This window comes from Micromonospora sp. Llam0, assembly GCF_003751085.1.
Taxonomy (GTDB): domain Bacteria; phylum Actinomycetota; class Actinomycetes; order Mycobacteriales; family Micromonosporaceae; genus Micromonospora_E.
Genome location: NZ_RJJY01000002.1, coordinates 90041 through 107838 on the forward strand (window position 1 = coordinate 90041; position 17798 = coordinate 107838).

The 17798-nt window shown below is 69.6% G+C and carries 20 protein-coding genes and 1 pseudogene; 9 read left to right on the forward strand and 12 right to left on the reverse strand.

The features are described 5' to 3' along the window. Positions 1-127 precede the first annotated feature (127 nt). Positions 128-361, forward strand: a complete 234-nt coding sequence (locus tag EDC02_RS27405; RefSeq protein ID WP_123605248.1) for a DUF6289 family protein — start codon at positions 128-130, stop codon at positions 359-361. 27 nt (positions 362-388) lie between these two features. Here the strand turns inward: EDC02_RS27405 and EDC02_RS27410 are convergent, their stop codons facing one another. Then, the gene (locus EDC02_RS27410; RefSeq protein ID WP_123605249.1) at positions 389-1366 is read right to left on the reverse strand and encodes an alpha/beta fold hydrolase; all 978 of its coding nucleotides are present in this window, start codon (positions 1364-1366) and stop codon (positions 389-391) included. 84 nt (positions 1367-1450) lie between these two features. Between EDC02_RS27410 and glpK the strand changes: the two genes are divergently transcribed. Continuing rightward, a complete protein-coding gene (gene glpK / locus EDC02_RS27415) occupies positions 1451-2971 on the forward strand; it encodes a glycerol kinase GlpK (protein WP_123605250.1) in 1521 nt (506 codons plus the stop codon). 11 nt (positions 2972-2982) lie between these two features. Here glpK and thrS read toward each other — a convergent pair whose 3' ends face one another. The 4 genes from thrS to EDC02_RS27440 all read right to left on the reverse strand — a co-directional run bounded on the left by thrS (position 2983) and on the right by EDC02_RS27440 (position 8407). Then, positions 2983-4281 carry a threonine--tRNA ligase gene (thrS, locus tag EDC02_RS27420; RefSeq protein ID WP_123605251.1) on the reverse strand — a complete coding sequence of 433 codons (1299 nt, stop codon included), beginning with the start codon at positions 4279-4281 and terminating at the stop codon, positions 2983-2985. A 214-nt stretch (positions 4282-4495) separates the two neighbouring features. After that, complete coding sequence (aspS, locus tag EDC02_RS27425; RefSeq protein ID WP_123607146.1) at positions 4496-5800, reverse strand: aspartate--tRNA(Asn) ligase; 1305 nt, start codon at positions 5798-5800, stop codon at positions 4496-4498. Positions 5801-6341: 541 nt separating this feature from the next. Continuing rightward, on the reverse strand, positions 6342-7661 hold the full coding sequence (locus EDC02_RS27435) for an ISAs1 family transposase (protein WP_123605252.1): 1320 nt from the start codon (positions 7659-7661) through the stop codon (positions 6342-6344). A gap of 23 nt (positions 7662-7684) precedes the next feature. Continuing rightward, a complete protein-coding gene (locus EDC02_RS27440; RefSeq protein ID WP_233606468.1) occupies positions 7685-8407 on the reverse strand; it encodes a class I SAM-dependent methyltransferase in 723 nt (240 codons plus the stop codon). Between the two features lie 166 nt (positions 8408-8573). Between EDC02_RS27440 and EDC02_RS27445 the strand changes: the two genes are divergently transcribed. Both EDC02_RS27445 and EDC02_RS27450 read left to right on the forward strand, forming a co-directional pair. Further along, complete coding sequence (locus EDC02_RS27445) at positions 8574-8906, forward strand: YnfA family protein (RefSeq protein WP_123605253.1); 333 nt, start codon at positions 8574-8576, stop codon at positions 8904-8906. A gap of 158 nt (positions 8907-9064) precedes the next feature. After that, complete coding sequence (locus tag EDC02_RS27450) at positions 9065-9991, forward strand: endonuclease domain-containing protein (protein WP_123605254.1); 927 nt, start codon at positions 9065-9067, stop codon at positions 9989-9991. Between the two features lie 48 nt (positions 9992-10039). Here EDC02_RS27450 and EDC02_RS27455 read toward each other — a convergent pair whose 3' ends face one another. From EDC02_RS27455 to EDC02_RS27465, 3 genes are all read right to left on the reverse strand, one after another. Next, on the reverse strand, positions 10040-10273 hold the full coding sequence (locus EDC02_RS27455) for a DUF397 domain-containing protein (RefSeq protein ID WP_123607148.1): 234 nt from the start codon (positions 10271-10273) through the stop codon (positions 10040-10042). A 130-nt stretch (positions 10274-10403) separates the two neighbouring features. Continuing rightward, positions 10404-10655: a DUF397 domain-containing protein gene (locus tag EDC02_RS27460; protein WP_123607149.1), complete on the reverse strand. Its 252-nt coding sequence runs from the start codon at positions 10653-10655 to the stop codon at positions 10404-10406. A gap of 7 nt (positions 10656-10662) precedes the next feature. After that, positions 10663-11508 carry a helix-turn-helix transcriptional regulator gene (locus EDC02_RS27465; RefSeq protein WP_123605255.1) on the reverse strand — a complete coding sequence of 282 codons (846 nt, stop codon included), beginning with the start codon at positions 11506-11508 and terminating at the stop codon, positions 10663-10665. A gap of 104 nt (positions 11509-11612) precedes the next feature. Here EDC02_RS27465 and EDC02_RS27470 point away from each other — a divergent pair, with 104 nt between their 5' ends. Further along, positions 11613-11978: a hypothetical protein gene (locus EDC02_RS27470; protein WP_148083651.1), complete on the forward strand. Its 366-nt coding sequence runs from the start codon at positions 11613-11615 to the stop codon at positions 11976-11978. Positions 11979-12092: 114 nt separating this feature from the next. Here the strand turns inward: EDC02_RS27470 and EDC02_RS27475 are convergent, their stop codons facing one another. After that, positions 12093-12734 (reverse strand): bifunctional 2-polyprenyl-6-hydroxyphenol methylase/3-demethylubiquinol 3-O-methyltransferase UbiG, encoded by a 642-nt coding sequence (locus EDC02_RS27475; RefSeq protein ID WP_123605257.1) that lies wholly within the window; start codon positions 12732-12734, stop codon positions 12093-12095. Positions 12735-12843: 109 nt separating this feature from the next. Here EDC02_RS27475 and EDC02_RS27480 point away from each other — a divergent pair, with 109 nt between their 5' ends. Beyond that, a complete protein-coding gene (locus EDC02_RS27480; protein ID WP_370461576.1) occupies positions 12844-13434 on the forward strand; it encodes a helix-turn-helix domain-containing protein in 591 nt (196 codons plus the stop codon). Positions 13435-13729: 295 nt separating this feature from the next. Here the strand turns inward: EDC02_RS27480 and EDC02_RS27485 are convergent, their stop codons facing one another. Both EDC02_RS27485 and EDC02_RS27490 read right to left on the reverse strand, forming a co-directional pair. Beyond that, positions 13730-14215 (reverse strand): nitroreductase family deazaflavin-dependent oxidoreductase, encoded by a 486-nt coding sequence (locus EDC02_RS27485; RefSeq protein ID WP_123605259.1) that lies wholly within the window; start codon positions 14213-14215, stop codon positions 13730-13732. 11 nt (positions 14216-14226) lie between these two features. Further along, positions 14227-14940 carry a DUF4386 domain-containing protein gene (locus EDC02_RS27490; protein WP_123605260.1) on the reverse strand — a complete coding sequence of 238 codons (714 nt, stop codon included), beginning with the start codon at positions 14938-14940 and terminating at the stop codon, positions 14227-14229. A 333-nt stretch (positions 14941-15273) separates the two neighbouring features. On the opposite strand from EDC02_RS27490, the gene EDC02_RS27495 reads away from it, so the two are divergent. Beyond that, positions 15274-16353: a sensor histidine kinase gene (locus EDC02_RS27495; RefSeq protein ID WP_199757932.1), complete on the forward strand. Its 1080-nt coding sequence runs from the start codon at positions 15274-15276 to the stop codon at positions 16351-16353. Continuing rightward, positions 16350-17027, forward strand: coding sequence for a response regulator transcription factor (locus EDC02_RS27500; protein ID WP_123605261.1), 678 nt, complete (start codon positions 16350-16352; stop codon positions 17025-17027). The genes EDC02_RS27495 and EDC02_RS27500 overlap by 4 nt, the downstream gene beginning before the upstream one ends. A gap of 45 nt (positions 17028-17072) precedes the next feature. On the opposite strand, the pseudogene EDC02_RS27505 reads toward EDC02_RS27500, so the two are convergent. After that, a pseudogene (locus EDC02_RS27505) lies at positions 17073-17273 on the reverse strand (phosphoribosylaminoimidazolesuccinocarboxamide synthase); the annotation flags it as partial. A gap of 69 nt (positions 17274-17342) precedes the next feature. Here EDC02_RS27505 and EDC02_RS27510 point away from each other — a divergent pair. Further along, positions 17343-17798 carry a helix-turn-helix domain-containing protein gene (locus EDC02_RS27510; protein WP_123607151.1) on the forward strand — a complete coding sequence of 152 codons (456 nt, stop codon included), beginning with the start codon at positions 17343-17345 and terminating at the stop codon, positions 17796-17798.

Genomic DNA, 17798 nt, shown 5'->3' on the forward strand with positions numbered 1-17798 from the left:
ATCTATTGTTACGTAGAGAGTCGAGTGCAAGACTGCGGGTCATCGCAATGACTCCGGGGGCGGCCCCTCCCCAGGTGGCTGATCCGGACCACACGTCAGTACCCGTGCAACGACCAGGAGGCCCCTCGTGATCCGTCGAACACTCTTCGCGGCCATGCTCGCCATCGGCGCCTTCGTCGCAGTCCCCGCATCGGCGGCCCACGCCGCGGCCTGCGGCGTGGACTACCACTGCGCCACCTACTACTACTCCGACCCGAACCACACCACCCAGGTCGGCTATCGGGTCTGGACCTGCGGCGGCGACATGACGCAGGTGGGCGCGACCTCCCCCTACTCGCGTACCAGCAAGTCACCCTGCTGACCCGACACCGGTCCGCCGCCCAGCCGGCTACCAGCCGAGCTGCTTGCGGACGAACTCGATCGACAGCTGGTCGAAGTGCGCCCGGCCACCCTCGTGCCCGTCCCACTCGTACACCTCGATCTCCTTCGGTCCGGCGTACGCGTGGTAGGCGGCGAAGACCGTCGACGGCGGGCACGTCTGGTCCATCAGCGCCGCGCTGAACAGCGCCGGGGCGGTCGCCCACGGCACCAGGTGGGCGGCGTCGACGTAGTCGACGGTGGCGAACGCCGCCGCCGCCCGCTCCGGCTGGATCCGGCAGAACCGGACCAGCTCGTTGTACGGATCCGCGTCGGTGATCGTGACGGCGCGGCGGATGTGACACAGAAAAGGCACCCGGGACACCACCGCACCGACCCGGTCACCGGCGAGCGCGGCGGCGGCCAACGCCAACCCGCCGCCCTGGCTGGTGCCGACCACGGCGATCCGGGACCGGTCGACACCGGGCAACTCGGGGGCGATCTCCACCGCCCGGGCCGCGTCGGTGATCAGCCGGCGGTAGTAGTAGCCGGCCGGGTCCAGCACACCCCGGGTCAGGTAGCCCGGAGTGGTCGGCCCGGACCCGTCCGGCCCGGCGTCCGGGGTGTCCCCGCCGCGCCACGACCCGCCCTGGCCCCGGGTGTCCATCACCAGGTGGGCGAAGCCGGCGGAGGCCCACAGCAGCCACTCGTGCGGGCGGCCGCGGCCGCCGCCGTACCCGATGAACTCGACGACGACCGGCAGCGGGCCGGCGGCGGCCGACGGCACGTTGAACCAGCCCTTGATCTCCTGGCCGGCGAAGCCGGTGAAGCTGACGTCGTACGTGTTGATCATGCGCAGCGCGGTTTTCACCGGGGTCGCCACCGGCGGCACCGCCATCGACCGGGCGTCGGACAGCGTCTCGTCCCAGAACTCGCGCAGATCCGCCGGGGGTGACAGCTCAGGCTGGTAGCGCCGCAGCTGATCGAGGGGAAGATCGAACCAGGCCATGGCGGCACGCTACCAGCGCCGGCCGACCCGACGGGGGCCGATGTCTGCGGCCATGCCGGCCCTGGCTACGGCCATACTGGCCCGATGACGGAGCAGACCAGCTTGGCCACCGCCGGACGGTACGTCGCCGCCATCGACCAGGGCACCACCTCGTCGCGGTGCATCGTCTTCGATGCCGACGGCGCGATCGTCGCCATGGCGCAGCGCGAACACCGGCAGATCTTCCCGCGCCCCGGCTGGGTCGAGCACGACGCCGAGGAGATCTGGGCCAACGTCGAACAGGTGGTCCGCCAGGCCCTCGCCGACGCCGGCGCAAGTGGATTGGCCGCGATCGGCATCACCAACCAGCGGGAGACCACCGTGGTGTGGGACCGGGCCACCGGTCGGCCGGTGCACCACGCGATCGTCTGGCAGGACACCCGCACCGGGCCGCAGCTGCGCCGACTCGGCGCGGCCGTCGGCGAGCAACGGCTGCGGGCGCGCACCGGGTTGCCGCTGGCCACGTACTTCGCCGGGCCGAAGGCGATGTGGCTGCTGGAGCACGTCGACGGCCTCGCCGAGCGGGCGCAGCGCGGCGAGGTGCTCTTCGGCACGATGGAATCCTGGCTGATCTGGAAACTGACCGGCCGGCACGTCACCGACGTCACCAACGCCAGCCGCACCCTGCTGATGGACGTACACACGCTGCGCTGGGACGATGAAATCCTGTCCGCGGCGGGCATTCCGGCCGCGATGCTGCCGGAGATCGTTCCGTCGGCCACGATCTACGGTACGGCGGACGCCGACGTCGCCGGTGGAGTGCTCGCCGGCGTACCGGTCGCCAGCGCGCTCGGTGACCAGCAGGCGGCCCTGTTCGGGCAGACCTGCTTCCAGCCCGGCGAGGCCAAGTGCACCTACGGCACCGGCAGTTTCCTGCTGCTGAACACCGGCACCAGCGCGGTCACTTCCCGGCACGGGCTGCTGACCACGGTGGCGTACCAGATCGGCGACGAGCCGGCCCATTACGCGTTGGAAGGCGCGATCGCGGTGACCGGGTCGCTGGTGCAGTGGCTGCGCGACAACCTGGGCCTGATCTCCAGCGCGGCGCAGATCGAGGAGTTGGCGCGCACCGTCGACGACAACGGCGGCTGCTACATCGTGCCGGCGTTCTCCGGGCTGTTCGCCCCGCACTGGCGGGCCGACGCCCGGGGCGTGGTCGCCGGGTTGACCGGCTACATCACCAAGGGCCATCTGGCCCGGGCGGTGCTGGAAGCCTCGGCGTGGCAGACCCGGGAGGTGGTCGACGCGATGAACGCCGACTCGGACGTGGCGCTGCGCCGGCTGCGGGTCGACGGCGGGATGACCGCCAACGGGCTGCTGATGCAGTTCCTCGCCGACGTACTCGACGTGCCGGTGGTCCGCCCGGCGGTCAGCGAGACCACCTGCCTCGGGGCGGCGTACGCGGCCGGACTGGCGGTCGGCTTCTGGCCGGACCTGGAAACGTTGCGCGCCCAGTGGCGGGCCGACGCGCACTGGCGGCCGGCGATGGACCCGGCGCACCGCGACCGCGAGTACGCCCAGTGGCGCAAGGCCGTCACCCGCACCCTCGACTGGGTCGACGACTGACGGCCAGCGCCTCATTGGCTCGGCTGTCCTTCCTCGTCGGGCGGGAGCAGGTCGGCCGAGCGGCGGGCGACCGCCGACCCGATCAGCGCGATCGCCTCGGCACCGGGCATCGCCGGCAGCTGCCGGCCGTCGCGCAGCCGCAGCGCGACCCGGCCGTACGGCGCCTCCCGGGCACCGATCACCGCCACGTACGGGATCCTGCGCTGGGCCGCCGCCCGAATCCGGGCCCCGATGGTGCCGTCGTCGTCCACCTCGACGCGCAGTCCGGCGGCGGTGGCGTCGCTGGCCAGCGCGTCGGCGGCCGGCTGCTGGTCGGCGGCCACCGGCAGGACCCGTAACTGCACCGGGGCGTACCACGCCGGGAATGCACCGGCGTGCACCTCGATCAGGTGCGCGAACAGCCGCTCCATCGAGCCGATCAGGCTGCGGTGCACCATCACCGGTCGGACCCGCCCGCCACGCTCGTCGACGTAGGACAGGTCGAAGCGGGCCGGCTGGAGGAAATCGACCTGGATGGTGGACAGGGTCGACTCGCGTCCGGCCGGGTCGACGATCTGCACGTCGATCTTCGGACCGTAGAAGGCGGCCTCACCGGCGGCGACCCCGTACCGGACACCTGCCGCCTCCAGGGCCTGACACAGCAGCCGCTCAGCCTGCTCCCACGCGTCGTCGTCACCGGCGTACTTGCCGCCGTCGCCGCGCACCGACAGCTGGTACGACGACACCCGTACGCCGAGTGCGTGGTGCGCCTGCCGCATCAGCCGCAGCACGTCGGCGATCTCGGCACCGATCTGCGGCAGGGCGCAAAAGATGTGCGAGTCGTTCAGCCAGATCGACCGCACCCTGGTCAGCCCGCCGAGCACGCCGGAGCGTTCCGCCCGGTACATGGCACCGAGTTCGGCGATCCGCAGCGGAAGCTCCCGGTAGGAGCGCTGCCGCGCCTTGAAGATCAACGCGTGGTGCGGGCAGAGGCTCGGCCGCAGCACCAGCGCGTCCCCATCCCCGTCCTCGTCTCCATCCCCGTCCTCGGCTTCGTTGTCGTTTACGTCCCCGCCCAGGGCCATCGGCGGGAACATGTCGTCGGCGAAGTTGGTCCAGTGGCCGGACAACTCGTACATCTGCCGTTTGCCCAGAACCGGTGAGTAGACGTGCTGGTATCCGGCGCGGCGCTCCAACTCGCGCACGTACGACTCGACTTCGTGGCGGGCCGCCGCGCCGGCCGGCAGCCAGAACGGCAGGCCGGCACCGATCAGCGGATTGGAGTCGAACAGGTCGAGTTCACGGCCGAGCTTGCGGTGGTCGACGGGCATCGGTGTCTCCTGGGGTCATGGCCGGGCCGAAACACCCTGCGGAGAGCCGGAAACGGCCCCGGGCGTCTCGCCCGGGGCCGTTTCGTCAGCTGAGGATCAGGTCAGCGCGAACGTACGCCGGGACGTCCCGGCGTCGTCGTGACCGACCTCAAAACCATGCCCGCGATGGTACGCCTGCCCCGCGCCGCCGCCTACCGGTTTCCGGTGCGGTCGGTCAGGGGGCGAGGCGGTGCAGGTCGCGCGGGAAGATGGTGACCTGCCGGATGTTCGGCACGTCGAGCAGCCGGGCCACGAACCGTTCCAGCCCGAACGCGAACCCGCCGTGCGGCGGCATCCCGTACCGCATCGCGTCGAGATAGCCGGTGTACGGGGTCAGGTCGGTCTCGCCCCGCTCGGCGAGCGCCTGCACGTAGTCGCCGTACCGGTGCAGCCGTTGCCCGCCGCTGACCAGCTCCACGCCCCGGAAGATCAGGTCGATGGCGCGTGAGTAGCCGGGCCGGGCCGGGTCAGGGTGGGTGTAGAAGGCCCGGTGCCGGGTCGGGTAGCCCTCGACGAAGACGAAGTCGCTGCCGTGCTCGCGCAGCGCCCACTCCCCCAGCCAGCGTTCGTGCTCCGGGGCCAGATCCGGCTCGCCGGTCACGTCCCGGCCGGTCGCCGCGCTGATCATCGCCAGGGCGTCGGCGAAGTGCACGATCACCGGCTCGGCCGGCAGCGCCGGCAGCCGTACGCCGAGCAGCTCCAGCGCCGGCCCGGCGCGGTCGGTGACCGTGGCAAGCATCCCGCCGACGGTGGCGTGGCAGGCGGCGATCACGTCCCGGTGGTCGTCGACGAAGCCGAGTTCGGCGTCGAGCGACGTGTACGCCGCCAGGTGCCGGGCGGTGTCGCTCGGCTCGGCCCGGAACACCGGCCCGACCTCGAAGACCCGTTCGAAGACGCCCACCATGATCTGCTTGTAGAGCTGCGGTGACTGGGCAAGATAGGCCCGGCGGCCGAAGTAGTCGAGGGCGAAGACGTTCGCGCCGCTCTCGGTCGCCGTACCGACGATCTTCGGGGTGTGGATCTCGACAAAACCTTGTCCGGTAAGCGTGTTACGGAAGCCGGCGACGGCGGCGGCCGCGATCCGGTGCGTGGCGGCCAGCTTCGGGTGCCGCAGCGCGACCGGCGCATGGTCCAGGATCGTCGGCAGGTTCGCCCGCAGGTCCGGCCGATGAAGATCAAACGGTACGGGCGCCGCCGGGTCGGTCAGCGGTGCGATCGTCGGCCCGGTGATCTCGACGCCGCCGGGGGCGGCCGGCTGGGCGGTCGCGATGCCGGTGACGGAGACGGTGGTCTCCTCCGGCAATTGTTCAAGCTGGGCCCGTACCGCCGGGTCGGTAACGACGACCTGGGCGAGCCCGGCGGCATCGCGCACAATCAGGAAGGCGACGGACTTCAGCAGCCGCCGCCGATGAATCCAGCCAGCAAGCCGTACGGGCTGGCCAACGAAGTCGGAAAGGGCGGCGGAAAGGATGCGTTGCATGGTGGTGACCTCCTCTGGCGTGCGCAACGCGTCCCCAGAGAGGTGTGGGCGAGCGGGATCCTCGCGGTGCCACCACACCTTCACCGCGCCACCGCCGCTAGTTGGTGGCGCGGCCTTCGTTTACCCGTGACGTGGGCGAGTCGGCGGGAGTCTACTGAGCCCGGACGGGCCGTTCTTTCCCGCAGCTCAGGAGGGTCTTCACGGCCGGGCCGGAGTCCGCCTTCTCAGCTGTGGGCGGCTCTCTGTCACTCCGGTGGGCGCAACCGCTACTCGGCTCCGTCGTCGCTGTTGCCCACAGACGTTAGCGGTACGGCGTCGCCGTCCGCATCCGGATTCTGATCGAAGGGCTTACGCCAGACGGAGATGTGTTTTCCGCTGTCGGAGGTGAACAGCGACCCGTCCCAGTCCGCTACCCGCTGTTCCAGTGTCAGGCCGGCGAGCCGGGCCATCAGGTCGCACTCGGCCGGCCAGATGTAGCGGAAGTTGCTGGAGCCGCAGGGCCCCGGCGTTGTTGTTCTATGTCCGGTTTGATCATGGTTTGCTAGATGCCGTACGCGGCGAAGGTGCTGGCGCGGTCTTGCATGTCGCGGCGGGCGTAGGCCATGTTGGCGCGGCCTGCGAGGCGGAAGGTGTTCAGGGCCAGGTTGCGCATGGCGGCCATGTTGCGGGGTGCGTTCGCGGTGCGGAGCTGGGAGTCGTCCTCGTGGAAGGTCACATCACGGGTCCAATGTAGACAATTTTCCACGACCCAATGCCCCCTGGCATAGTGGTTGAGGTGCTCGGGGCCGGCTTGGGCGGCGGTGACGCTGACGATGCCGTGGATGATCTCCTTGCTGGTGCGCACGCCGTCGAGGCCACCGGTGTCACGGCGTAGCCGGAACACCTGCCGGGCGCCCGGGAACAGGGTGTCGTCGCAGTCGGCCACGCGCAGTGTCCGGTGCTCTGTACGGCCGTGGCCCTGATCGTCTGCCACGTGCATGCGGTCGGCGAACTCGACGTCGGTACCGGACAACAACGCGTGCGCGGCCTGCAGTGCGAGCGGTTGGTTGCCCTTCAGGATCAGCATGTAGTGGGCGCCCAACGGCCCGGTGATCAGGCGGGCGGTCTTCTTGGTCGTGTGGAGTGCGTCCAGCGTCAGCAGCATGCCGGCCATGTCCAACGGGGCGAGCAGGTCACCGATCACCGCGTTCTCGCCACGTTTGTCCGGGACCTGCCGCTGGCCCAGGATCACCGCCCGGTCATGGGTGACCGCGGCGACCAGAAACGCCTTCTTGCCGTCCGCGGTACGGGCTCCGTGCAGACGTTTCCCGTCGATCGCCGCTGCAGGCAGCAGCCCCGCCGGCCCCGGGTGAGTGATCGCCCGGATCACGGCCCGGCGCTGTTCCCGCTCGACCGGCTCATCCTCGGCGGTAGCGACCTGCGGCACCGGGGCGTCACCCCGCACGACGTCAGCGGCGTAGCCGCAAGTCGCCGCATCCAGAGCGTCACCATCGACGGCGGCCAGGACCCGCCGGAAGGTCCGTTCGCTGGGTACCAGGTGCCGGCCGGTCAACGGGTTACGGCGGGCGCCGAGACGATGCAGGACATCCTGCGGGGTCCGTGCCGCCCACTGCCGGATCGCGGTCACGCAATCGTTGCCCGCCACCAACGTGGCGCACGCGGTCAGCACCAGGATCACCAGCAGCGGATGCCGTAACCCCCGTAGCCGGCGCGGGTCCGGCACCTGCCGCAACCGTTCCACCAGCGACGACGCCACCGACAACGGATCAACCGCACCCGGTCCGGCGGCGAGTTCGGCCTCCCACAACGCCAGATCAGCGAGATGGTCAACAACGGGGTCGATCAGGGAAGATGACGACACGAGCGCGACTCCAGAGACGATCTTCAGGCTTCAGCACCCGAAAGATCACCAGAGTCGCGCTCGTGCCACAACTCCCACCCCTGTCCGATCCTCAACACGGACAGAACACCCCATACCGAAACAACGCCGGGGCCCTGGCTGGAGCCGTAGCTGGCGCTGCCGTCGTCGCGCCGCCGGTAGTGGTGGGAGGTGCCCTGCTGGGTCACCATGTCGTAGGTGTCGAAGCCGACATGCCGGTCCGTCACCTCGAACGGCACCGCCGACTGCCCCGGCGGGTATCGCCGGATGCCCGGCACCCACAGCTCGACGACGAAACGCCCGCCCGGCGACAGGTGCCGGGCGGCGTTGCGGAAGCACTCCACCTGCTCATCCTGCGTACGCAGATTGCCGATGCTGTTGTAAACGACGTACACCAGCGAAAACCGCCCCGGAACCGTCGTCTTCGCCATGTCGCCGATGACAACCGGCAGGTCTTCCGCCACCGGGACCTTGCGGCGTAGTTGATCGACCATCGGCTGCGAGAATTCGATCCCGCTAACCGAGACGCCCTTCGCGGAAAGTGGGATCGCCACCCGGCCGGTGCCGATCGCGAACTCCAGCGCAGCGCCGGTGCCGGCCAGCTGGGCGAGAAAATCCACTGTCGGGTTGAGCACGTGCGGGGCGAACATCTCGGCCGAGGTGTTGTCGTACCCCTGCGCCGTCTGCTCGTCCCACAGGTCACTGCTCGTCATGGCGCGATCCTGCACGTGTCTGCCGGCTCCGCACCAACCATTTACGACGCTTGATCAACACCGAGGTGACGCTGACGCACCTCAAAATCGCGAAATGAGGTACGTCAGCGTCACCTCGACGCGGCGGGACAGTGCCTCGGGTGCCGGCGGGCCTCGGTAGGGTCTGGGTAGGGTCGGCGTCGTGACCGTCGCGCGCTCCCTCGTCCTGTTCGTCTTGGCCGCAGTCGCCGAGATCGGCGGAGCCTGGCTGATCTGGCAGGGCTGGCGGGAGCACCGCGGCCTGCTGTGGATCGCCGCCGGGGTGATCGCGCTCGGGCTGTACGGGTTCGCGGCGTCGTTGCAGCCGGATCCGAACTTCGGCCGGATCCTCGCCGCCTACGGCGGAATCTTCGTCGCCGGCTCGCTCGCCTGGGGCGTCGTCGTAGACAAGTTCCGGCCGGACCGCTGGGACCTCACCGGCGCGGCGATCTGCCTGGTCGGCGTCGCCGTCATCATGTACGCCCCACGCGGCTGAACCACGAAGACCACACTGCCGCCAGTACTCCTGGAGCGACGGTGCTCCTGGAGCCGGCGGTACTCCTTGAGTCGGGGAGTGTTCTTCTTTAGTCGGATGCGCGACTTGACTGGCGTACCGGGCAGAAAACGACGGCGACGACAGGGCAAGCTCCTCCGATGTCCCGCCCCGCCACGGTGCCACGCGAGCTGAGCTTCGAGCCGTTCTCCGGCAGCAGCGCCATCGCCGCCGGCGTGATCACCCGGCGGATGCTCAACGGCCCGTCCTGGCGCCGTATCCTCCCCGACGTCTACGTACACAAGAGCTCGTACCACCCCGACGACCACCGGATGTGGTGCAGAGCCGCCGCCGCACGGCTGCCGCCCGGCGCGGCGATCCACGAGCTCAGCGCAGCATTTCTATGGGGGGTCGATCTTCTGCCGCGACGCGGACCCGGGCAGGTGGTGGTGCCGGTGCACGTCGCCCTACCCAAGACGGCCAGGCGGTACTCACACCCCATCTTGAAGTCCGCATACCGGACGTTCGCCCCTGACGACATCACGTCCTTGAGCGGACTTCCCTTGACCACTGGAGTCCGTACCGCGTTCGACCTGGGTCGCTCTTTGCCGCGCGCCGACGCGCTCGGCGCCCTCGACGCCGTCCTGCGCCGCCGCGTTGTGACGCGTAGGCAGCTCGCGGCGTACATCGACACCCGTCGAGGGGTGCGCGGTCTGCGGCAGGTCCGGGGGCTACTTGCCATTGCCGAGCCGTTGAGCGAATCGCCGATGGAGAGCCGTCTCCGTCTGCTGCTGCACGACGCCGGCCTGCCGAAACCCACCCCGCAGTACAGGGTGAAAGCTCCTTCTGCGGGCAAGGGGCGGTTCGTCGCGCGGGTCGACCTGGCGTACCCGCAGTGGCGGATTGCCATCGAGTACGAGGGTGACCACCACCGGGAGCGAGCGACGTTCCGCAAGGACGTGTATCGCTTCAACGCGCTCCGGGAAGCCGGCTGGCTGGCGCTGCGCTTCACCGCCGACGACGTACTCCGGCGAAAAGAACAAGTCGCACAAAAGGTACGGCACGCGATCGCCGAGCGCACCACTTGATCACATCGCGCCCGTCGAGGTGACGCTGACGCACCTCATTTTCGCGTTTTAGCGTGCGTCAGCGTCACCTCGACGCCGCAGCCCCGCGACAAAGCCGGTCCAGGAGTCGCCCGAAAAGGACAACACCGGGCCGTACGGATCCTTCGAGTCCCGCACCGCGACACCGGAGACACCCGAAACACCCTCGTCAGCGAGCCCAGCCACCTCGACGCAGTTGGAGTCGGAGCCGCTACGGCTCGACTTGCGCCACGCCAAACCCACCGGCAGGTCGGCTGCGTCCATCGTCGCCTCACTCACGCTCGTGTTCTGCCGCAATCTCGTCGCGCAAAAGGTACAGCACGCGATCGCCGAGCGCACCACTTGATCACATCGCGCCCGTCGAGGTGACGCTGACGCACCTCATTTTCGCGTTTTAGCGTGCGTCAGCGTCACCTCGACGCCGCAGCCCCGCGACAAAGCCGGTCCAGGAGTCGCCCGAAAAGGACAACACCGGGCCGTACGGATCCTTCGAGTCCCGCACCGCGACACCGGAGACACCCGAAACACCCTCGTCAGCGAGCCCAGCCACCCCGGCGAGCCCAGCCACCTCGACGCAGTTGGAGTTGGAGCCGCTACGGCTCGACTTGCGCCACGCCAAACCCACCGGCAGGTCGGCTGCGTCCATCGTCGCCTCACTCACGCTCGTGTTCTGCCGCGAGCCGGGCCACCAGGTCGATCGACTCGGCAGGGCTCAGTGCCACTGTGAGCAGCCTATCCATTTCATCGCGAAAGAAGCTCACCTGCTCGGGCTCCTCCAGGAACAACCCGGAGATCTTGTGCTCAAGATGCACGACCGTCTGGCTGCGTGGGAAGTCGAGGATGGCGAACGCGCCGTCCAGACCTGTGTAGCCGCCGACCGATGACGGCACGACTTGCAGGGTGACCTTCGGGCGGTCGGCGGCGTCGACGAGGTATCGGAGTTGTCGACCCATCACCCACGCACCGCCGAGCGGCCGACGAAGCGCCGACTCGTCCAGAATCGCGTGCAGCGCCGGTGGTTCGGACCTCGCCAGGATGGCTTGGCGGCCGAGCCGGGCGGTGACTCTGGTCTGGGCATCGGCCTCCGGGATGCAGCAGCCTCGCAGTACCGCCCTGGTGTAGTCGGGGGTCTGCAGCAGACCTGGCACGAGCAGCGGCTCGAAGTCGAAGATCGCCGACGCCTCGGCCTCCAACTGGATCAACGTGCGGGACTCCACCGGGAGACCGCCAAGCACCTCCCACCAGCCGGGCTCGGAGCGCTCCGACATGGCGAGCAGCCGCTGCCGTTCCTCACCGGTGACACCGTAGATGACCAGCAGGGATGCGACGTCCTCCAGTTTGCTGCCCTGCCGGCCGGTCTCCATCCTGGACAACTTCGACGCCGGCCAGCCGAGACTCGCCGCCACCCCACGGACGCTCAGCTTCCGGCCCTGTCGCAGCGTGCGCAGTTCGCCGGCGAGGCCACGGATGGCGATGGTGGGCGGCGTTGGCTTGGTCATCGAAATCCTCCTGTCCCCAACCTCTTGACACGAGGCTACCGCCGTAGCCATGTTGTATGCAACGTTGCTTTCCTGAGAGACACAGCCCGAGTGAGGTGAGCCTGATGTTGGTGAAGGTGCGGGCGTACGACCCGGCGGACAGTCCGGGGCCGATCCCGTCGGTGATCGACCACTTCCGGCCTGGCCCGGACCTGCCCGAGCAGCTCAGCGAGGCGGAGCACACCGCAGCCCGCTACACGGTGATCCTGGTGCCACCGGAAGAGGCGGAGATCCTCGATCTCGGCCGGGAGAACCCGGGGCTCAAGCTCTACCTGGACCACCACTGGGAGGCGGACGTAACCGACCTCGATCAGGCGGCGACGCTGATCGCCGAACACTGCGGCAAGCCGGTCACGCTGGTCGAGCACCGGGCCGACCTCTGCTACTGGAGCGCGCACGTGGAGCTGCCCTACGCCGACGGTACGAGCTGACCCGCCGCCCGGCAGGCACACCGCGCGCAGACAGTCACCTGCACACAGCCACACGTCTGCCGGGCTGGCCGATAACGGCCAGCCCGGCAGACGGCATCGAGGCAGCAGGGTTTCTCAGGGCGACGGCGTGCGGTGGGCCCGGACGACGAAGTCGTGGATCGTCAACTGCTTCGAGTCGTGGTGCACCTCGCGGGTCCGGGACTCCGCCACGGCCACCTCCCACTGCGCATCCGGCAGGGATTTGACGACGGCGTCCAAGCCGATCGACGCGGCCTTCGGGGCATGGGCGGCCGAATGGGTGTCGGCGTGGTCGTGTCCGACGACCAGCAGTGTCCCGCCGGGGGCGACGGCGGCGGCCAGCCGTGCCACGAACTTGTCGAACGGCAGGTCGGGGTGGACGTACTGGCTGGTCACCAGGTCGTAGCGGTGCGACGGTTGCCAGCTGGTCAGGTCGGCGGTGAGCCAGGTGATCCGCTGCGCGACGCCCGGATCCTGCTGAGCGGCGAGCTCCTTGGCGCGGTCGACCGCGGTCGACGAGGCGTCGACGGCGGTCACCTGCCAACCTCGGCTGGCGAGCCAGATCGCGTCGGCGCCGGTGCCGCAGCCCGCGTCGAGCGCCGTACCCGGGGGCAGGTCCGCCACCTCGGCGACCAGCTGCGGTCCCGGCGCGCCGGGCCCCGCCGGCCGCTCCTGGTAGTGCTGCTCCCACCAGTCGGCACTGAACGCGGGGTGGCCTGGGTGGGTCTCGTTGGTCATGTCTCGACGGTAGTGAGCCTTCCGGGAACTGGAAGAGTTCATGCGGTTTCCGCAAGAACAGGCTGCGCATCGGCAGGGACCGCCGTCGGACACACCTAGCATGGTGGGCGTGTCAGAGGTCGACCTTTCCGACGTGGTCCGGCAACGCATCCGTGGCCTGCGGCAGGCACGCGGCTGGAGCCTCGACTCGCTCGCCGCCCGGTGCCACCTCAGCCCGTCCACGCTGAGCCGCATCGAGACCGGACACCGGCGGATCGACCTCGACCAGCTCGTCGCCCTGGCCCGGGCACTGGACACCACGATCGATCAACTCGTCGAGCCGGTCGACGACGCGGATGTGATCATCCGACCGATGCAGCACCAGGAGCCGGGTCTGGCCACCTGGGTGCTGTCGCGCGACCCGGCGCAGCGTGGCGGCAGCATGGTGGCGAAGATGCGGATCACTCCGGAGCGCCGTACCGGTCCGGGGCATCTGAGTGTGCACCCCGGGCGGGAGTGGTTCTTCGTGCTCAGCGGCACCGCGCTGCTGCACCTGGGTGAGCGGCAGATTCCGGTCGGGCCAGGGAACGCGGCCGAGTTCTCCACGATGATCCCGCACTCCATCGGCGCGGTGAACGGGCCGGTCGAGATCCTCACCATCTTCGACCAGGACGGCGAGCGGGCACACACCCAGTCGTCGAACGACCTGCCACCGAGTTGAGCGACCCCCAGCTCAGTCTTGCCATACGGCAAGCCTTGACGCCGATAGCGCAAGGCGGCGCTAGCGTCTGGACCGCTGTCGCCGGAGGCGGCGGGCGGCTCGGGATGTACCTGTCGGCGTTCCTGGTCGACGTGGCGGACTGGCGCTGTCCTCGGCTGGTCCGCGCTGCGCTCCACACTGGCGTTGACTTCCTCCCCACGGCTGAAGCCGAGGGACTCCCGTGGCTGAGGGCGTTCACGCCGAACGCCGTTCAGGTGGTTGGCGCGTCGCTGGCCGCCCAGCGGCAGGGCCTCAATCACGACCCCGGCGGCTGCGGCTGCGGCTGCGGCTCGAGGATTACCACTGCGGTTTCGGTTGGCCGGAGCGTGGCGTACCCGTCCAGCTCGGCGCCCTGCTCGCGCCATCTGGCCCACAGCCGCGCTCGCTCGTCTCCGGCCGCTACCCGCGCCCGTACCGGGCGCGATCCGCCGGCCAGCTCGACTCTGGCGTCGGGCTGCGCCTGCAGGTTGAGCCACCAGGCCGGCTCGCCGGCAGCCCAGCCGTTCATGGCCAGGGTGACGAGGTTGGGGCCGTCCTCGAAGTAGGCGATGATCACGCTGCGCTCCTGGCCGGTGCGGCGTCCGACGGTGGTGAGGCGCAGCGCTCCCCAGCGCCTGACTCCCGGACGCCAGAGTCCGAGCCGACCTCTCGTGATGCCGTAAAGGCGGCGGTGCATGGACCAGAAGGAGCGGACGAACCAGCGTGGGGGAAGCGAGGGCTCTCGTGGCTGCTTGCCTGCCATTGGACCGTCCTTCATCGCGGGCTGACGGGGTCGGTCTGGGGGTGGCGCCGGTCGAGGTCGAAGCCCTTGGCGATCAGCCAGGCCGCGAGCGCCATCTCCTGCACCGCCAGCGGTAGGACCAGCACGATCTGGGAGGGCCTGAAAGGCTCCACGACCTCGACGAGCACCCCAATCCCCGCCGACCAGTAGAGGATCGCGCCGAGCAAGCCCCAGCCTGCCAGCCAGCGGGGGACGAGCCTGGCCCGGTACAGCGCAGTGTTGAGGATCAGGGCGGCCATCGGGAAGGCCACCGTACTCAGAACGGTGTGACCCGCCCAGTCGCGGGCGGCCATGACCACGTCGCCGAGTGTCTGGATGTGGGGAGCATCGGCAGGGTTCGCCGCCGCGAACTGCTGACCCACTGTCAGCATGGTCAGCAGACCAGTGGTGGCGGCGAGCAGAATCATCCCTTCGACTGCCCGGGCGATGACATAGCCCAGGGCCAAGCGTTCGGAGAAGCATCTCAGCACCGGGTATGCCGCTACGGGAATCGCGACCACGGCGGTTGCCATGATCAGCTCCAGGAACGCTCCCGTGATCACCCGATCTGCGTTGCGCGACATCCAAGGGAGATAGTCGTCGGGAGGGGCGAGGATCGGCTGCTCCACTACAGCAGCGGCCAACCCGGCGAGGGTCGCCACGATGAACAGGCTGCCGACGACACGGGCGGTGGTCCGATGGTTCATGGGTCTCCTTACGTCACGAGTGACCGTAGGCCGCTACCACCGGCACCGTCGCCAGTCGCTGCGACGGTTGGCAGCTCCTCCGCGAGGCCGATCGACCTGGAGTGACGGACTCGAACGATCCGCCTCGGGTGGGATGCCGGGCTCCGCCTCGGGACGGGCGATCCGAGGGGCGGGGCCGCGTAGCCTGAGGCCGTGACGACCCACGCAGCGGCCACGCAGCACACGTCGCAGGCGGGCAGGCCGAGGTGGCGCCCGCAGGGTCCGTTCGCCCCGTGGCTGCTTGGTCCGTTCGCCCGATGGCCACGTGCGGCGGACGCAGCCCTCGCCGCCGCCGTGTTCCTGCTCGTGGTGTTCGTGTCCGCTGAGACCGGCCAGGGCATGGCGATCCGCCCCGTCAGTGAGATCCCGGCCGACGCCTTCCTCATCTCGGCCGTGGCTGCCGGGGCCCTCTATTGGCGCCGGCGGATGCCCCTGGCCGCGTGGGGCGTGGCCATGCTCGGGGCAGCCGGCTCCCTGGCGATCGGTTCCTGGAACATCGTCGGCGTCGCTGTCATCGCGCTGTACAGCGTGGGCCGATACGTCTCGGACCACCGCTGGAGCTACCTCAGTGCCGCGAGCACCATCGGACTGGCCGCTGTCGGCGACCGAGTCGACGGTCTTGCGGCCGCCGACAGTGTCGGCGGGCTGGTCGTCATCTTCCTGTTGTGGTACGCGGGAAGGCGCATCCGTTTCCGTGGCGAACGCGCGGCCCAGGTCGAGCGGGAACGGGCAGCCGAAGCACGCCGGGCGGTAGCGGAGGAACGCACCCGGATCGCCCGGGAGTTGCATGACGTGGTCGCCCACCGGGTGAGCATGATGACGGTGCAGGCGGGCGCCGCGAAGATGGTCGTGGCCGATGATCCGGGGGGTGCCCGGCGGGCCATGGAAGCGGTGGAGCACACCGGCCGCGAAGCGCTCGATGAGCTTCGCCACCTGCTCACCGTGTTGCGTCCCGTCGCTGGTGCCGGCGACCTCGGTCCTCAACCGGGCCTTCTCGACGTTCCTCGACTCCTCGATCAGCTTCGGGAGGCGGGCCTGGATGTCTCGCTCACGACGCACGGAGCGCTGCCGGATCTCCCCACCCGGGTGAGCTTGTCCGCGTACCGCATCATCCAGGAGGCTCTGACCAACGTGCTCAGACATGCCGGCCCGGCCTGTCGGGCGGAGGTACGACTCAGCACCGACGGCGCGGGGGTCGCCATCGAGGTCCTCGACGACGGCTCAGGTGTCGCAGCCCTTTCCGGGTCGGGTCACGGGATCGTCGGGATGCGCGAGCGGGCGCTGCTGCTGGGCGGAAGCCTCGATGCGGGGCAGCGCCCGAGCGGCGGCTTTCAGGTCACCGCCTGGTTGCCCCTGCGCGAGGAGCCAGCATGAGCATCCGGGTGGCGGTCGTCGACGATCAGGCGCTGGTGCGCGGCGGGTTCTCGATGGTGCTCGGCCACCACCCCGACATCGAGGTGGTGGCGGAGGCCGGGACCGGGCTCGAGGCGATCGAGGTGGCCCGTACGCATCGTCCGGATGTGATCCTGATGGACATCCGGATGCCGGAGATGGACGGGTTGGAGGCGACCTCCAGGATTCTCCAGGAAGCCGACTGGCCAGTGCGGGTGTTGATCCTGACCACGTTCGACCCGGACGAGTACGTCTACCGGGCGCTTCGCGCCGGTGCCAGTGGTTTCGTGCTCAAGGACATCCGGCCGGAGGAACTTCCCGTCGCGGTCCGCACGGTGGCGCGGGGTGGCGCCCTGCTCGCCCCGTCCATCACCAGGCGCCTCATCGGCCAGTTCGCCAGGCGCCTCGCCGTCGATACCACCCTGTCGCAGCGGCTGGCCCGCCTCACCGACCGGGAACGCGAGGTGGTGACGGCGGTCGCCCGCGGGTCCAGCAACGCGGAGATTTCGGCGGGTCTCTTCATCGGCGCCACCACGGTGAAGTCACACGTGTCCAGCATCCTCACCAAGCTGGGCCTGCGGGACCGCGCCCAGGTGGTGGTCTTCGCCTACGAGAGCGGGCTCGTCGAGGCCGGCGAGCACGAAATCGGTTGCTGAGCCGCACACCGGACGACCCTCGTGTACGGCCAGGGGCCAGGCTGCTCACCAGGTGCGGCCGGTGATCCGTTCGTAGACCTCGACGTAGCGGGCCCGGGTCACCTCGACGATCTCGGCCGGCACCTCCGGGGCCGGCGGCCGCTTGTCCCAGCCGGTGCCGGCGGCCCAGTCCCGCACGTACTGCTTGTCGAAGGAGAACTGCGCCCGACCCGGCCGGAACGCATCCGCCGGCCAGAGCCGCGACGAGTACCGGGCACCCGCTCGTTTCGGTTGCTACACTTGCTGCACATATTTCGACTGTTGCCGGAGGTGATCATGACTCTCGCAGTCAGCCCGGTCACGCCTGATCCGCAGTCGGTCGAGGTGGCCGCCGAGGCGCTGACCCGGGTGCAGGCCTACCTGCGCACCCACGAGGACGCTGCCGCAACCGTTCAGCTCGTCGAGGACGGCGCTGGAGACACGCTCGTGGTGCCCCGCGGGGCCATCGAGTTGCTGGCGCGCGTCCTCGCGCACATGGCGAACGGCCACAGCGTCTCGGTCGTCCCCGCGCACGCGGAGCTGACAACTCAGCAGGCAGCCGAACTGCTCAACGTCTCCCGCCCATATCTGATCGGCCTACTCGAGTCGGGTGAGATCCAGTTCCGCAAGGTGGGCACCCACCGGCGGGTCCTCGCCGGATCGCTCCTGGCATACAAACATCGGGACGACGCCCGTCGCCGTGCCGCCGCCGACGAGCTGACTCAGCTCGCCCAGGAGATGGATCTCGCCTGA

Bases quoted from the DNA above. Each gene is read 5' to 3' on its own strand.
- glpK (WP_123605250.1), top strand. From the start codon at position 1,451: ATGACGGAGCAGACCAGCTTGGCCACCGCCGGACGGTACGTCGCCGCC.
- EDC02_RS27475 (WP_123605257.1), bottom strand. From the start codon at position 12,734: ATGACCAACGAGACCCACCCAGGCCACCCCGCGTTCAGTGCCGACTGG.
- aspS (WP_123607146.1), bottom strand. From the start codon at position 5,800: ATGCAACGCATCCTTTCCGCCGCCCTTTCCGACTTCGTTGGCCAGCCC.
- thrS (WP_123605251.1), bottom strand. From the start codon at position 4,281: ATGCCCGTCGACCACCGCAAGCTCGGCCGTGAACTCGACCTGTTCGAC.
- EDC02_RS27460 (WP_123607149.1), bottom strand. From the start codon at position 10,655: ATGGACGCAGCCGACCTGCCGGTGGGTTTGGCGTGGCGCAAGTCGAGC.
- EDC02_RS27470 (WP_148083651.1), top strand. From the start codon at position 11,613: ATGTTGGTGAAGGTGCGGGCGTACGACCCGGCGGACAGTCCGGGGCCG.
- EDC02_RS27485 (WP_123605259.1), bottom strand. From the start codon at position 14,215: ATGGCAGGCAAGCAGCCACGAGAGCCCTCGCTTCCCCCACGCTGGTTC.
- EDC02_RS27465 (WP_123605255.1), bottom strand. From the start codon at position 11,508: ATGACCAAGCCAACGCCGCCCACCATCGCCATCCGTGGCCTCGCCGGC.
- EDC02_RS27490 (WP_123605260.1), bottom strand. From the start codon at position 14,940: ATGAACCATCGGACCACCGCCCGTGTCGTCGGCAGCCTGTTCATCGTG.
- EDC02_RS27500 (WP_123605261.1), top strand. From the start codon at position 16,350: ATGAGCATCCGGGTGGCGGTCGTCGACGATCAGGCGCTGGTGCGCGGC.
- EDC02_RS27410 (WP_123605249.1), bottom strand. From the start codon at position 1,366: ATGGCCTGGTTCGATCTTCCCCTCGATCAGCTGCGGCGCTACCAGCCT.
- EDC02_RS27450 (WP_123605254.1), top strand. From the start codon at position 9,065: ATGTCCCGCCCCGCCACGGTGCCACGCGAGCTGAGCTTCGAGCCGTTC.
- EDC02_RS27510 (WP_123607151.1), top strand. From the start codon at position 17,343: ATGACTCTCGCAGTCAGCCCGGTCACGCCTGATCCGCAGTCGGTCGAG.
- EDC02_RS27455 (WP_123607148.1), bottom strand. From the start codon at position 10,273: ATGGACGCAGCCGACCTGCCGGTGGGTTTGGCGTGGCGCAAGTCGAGC.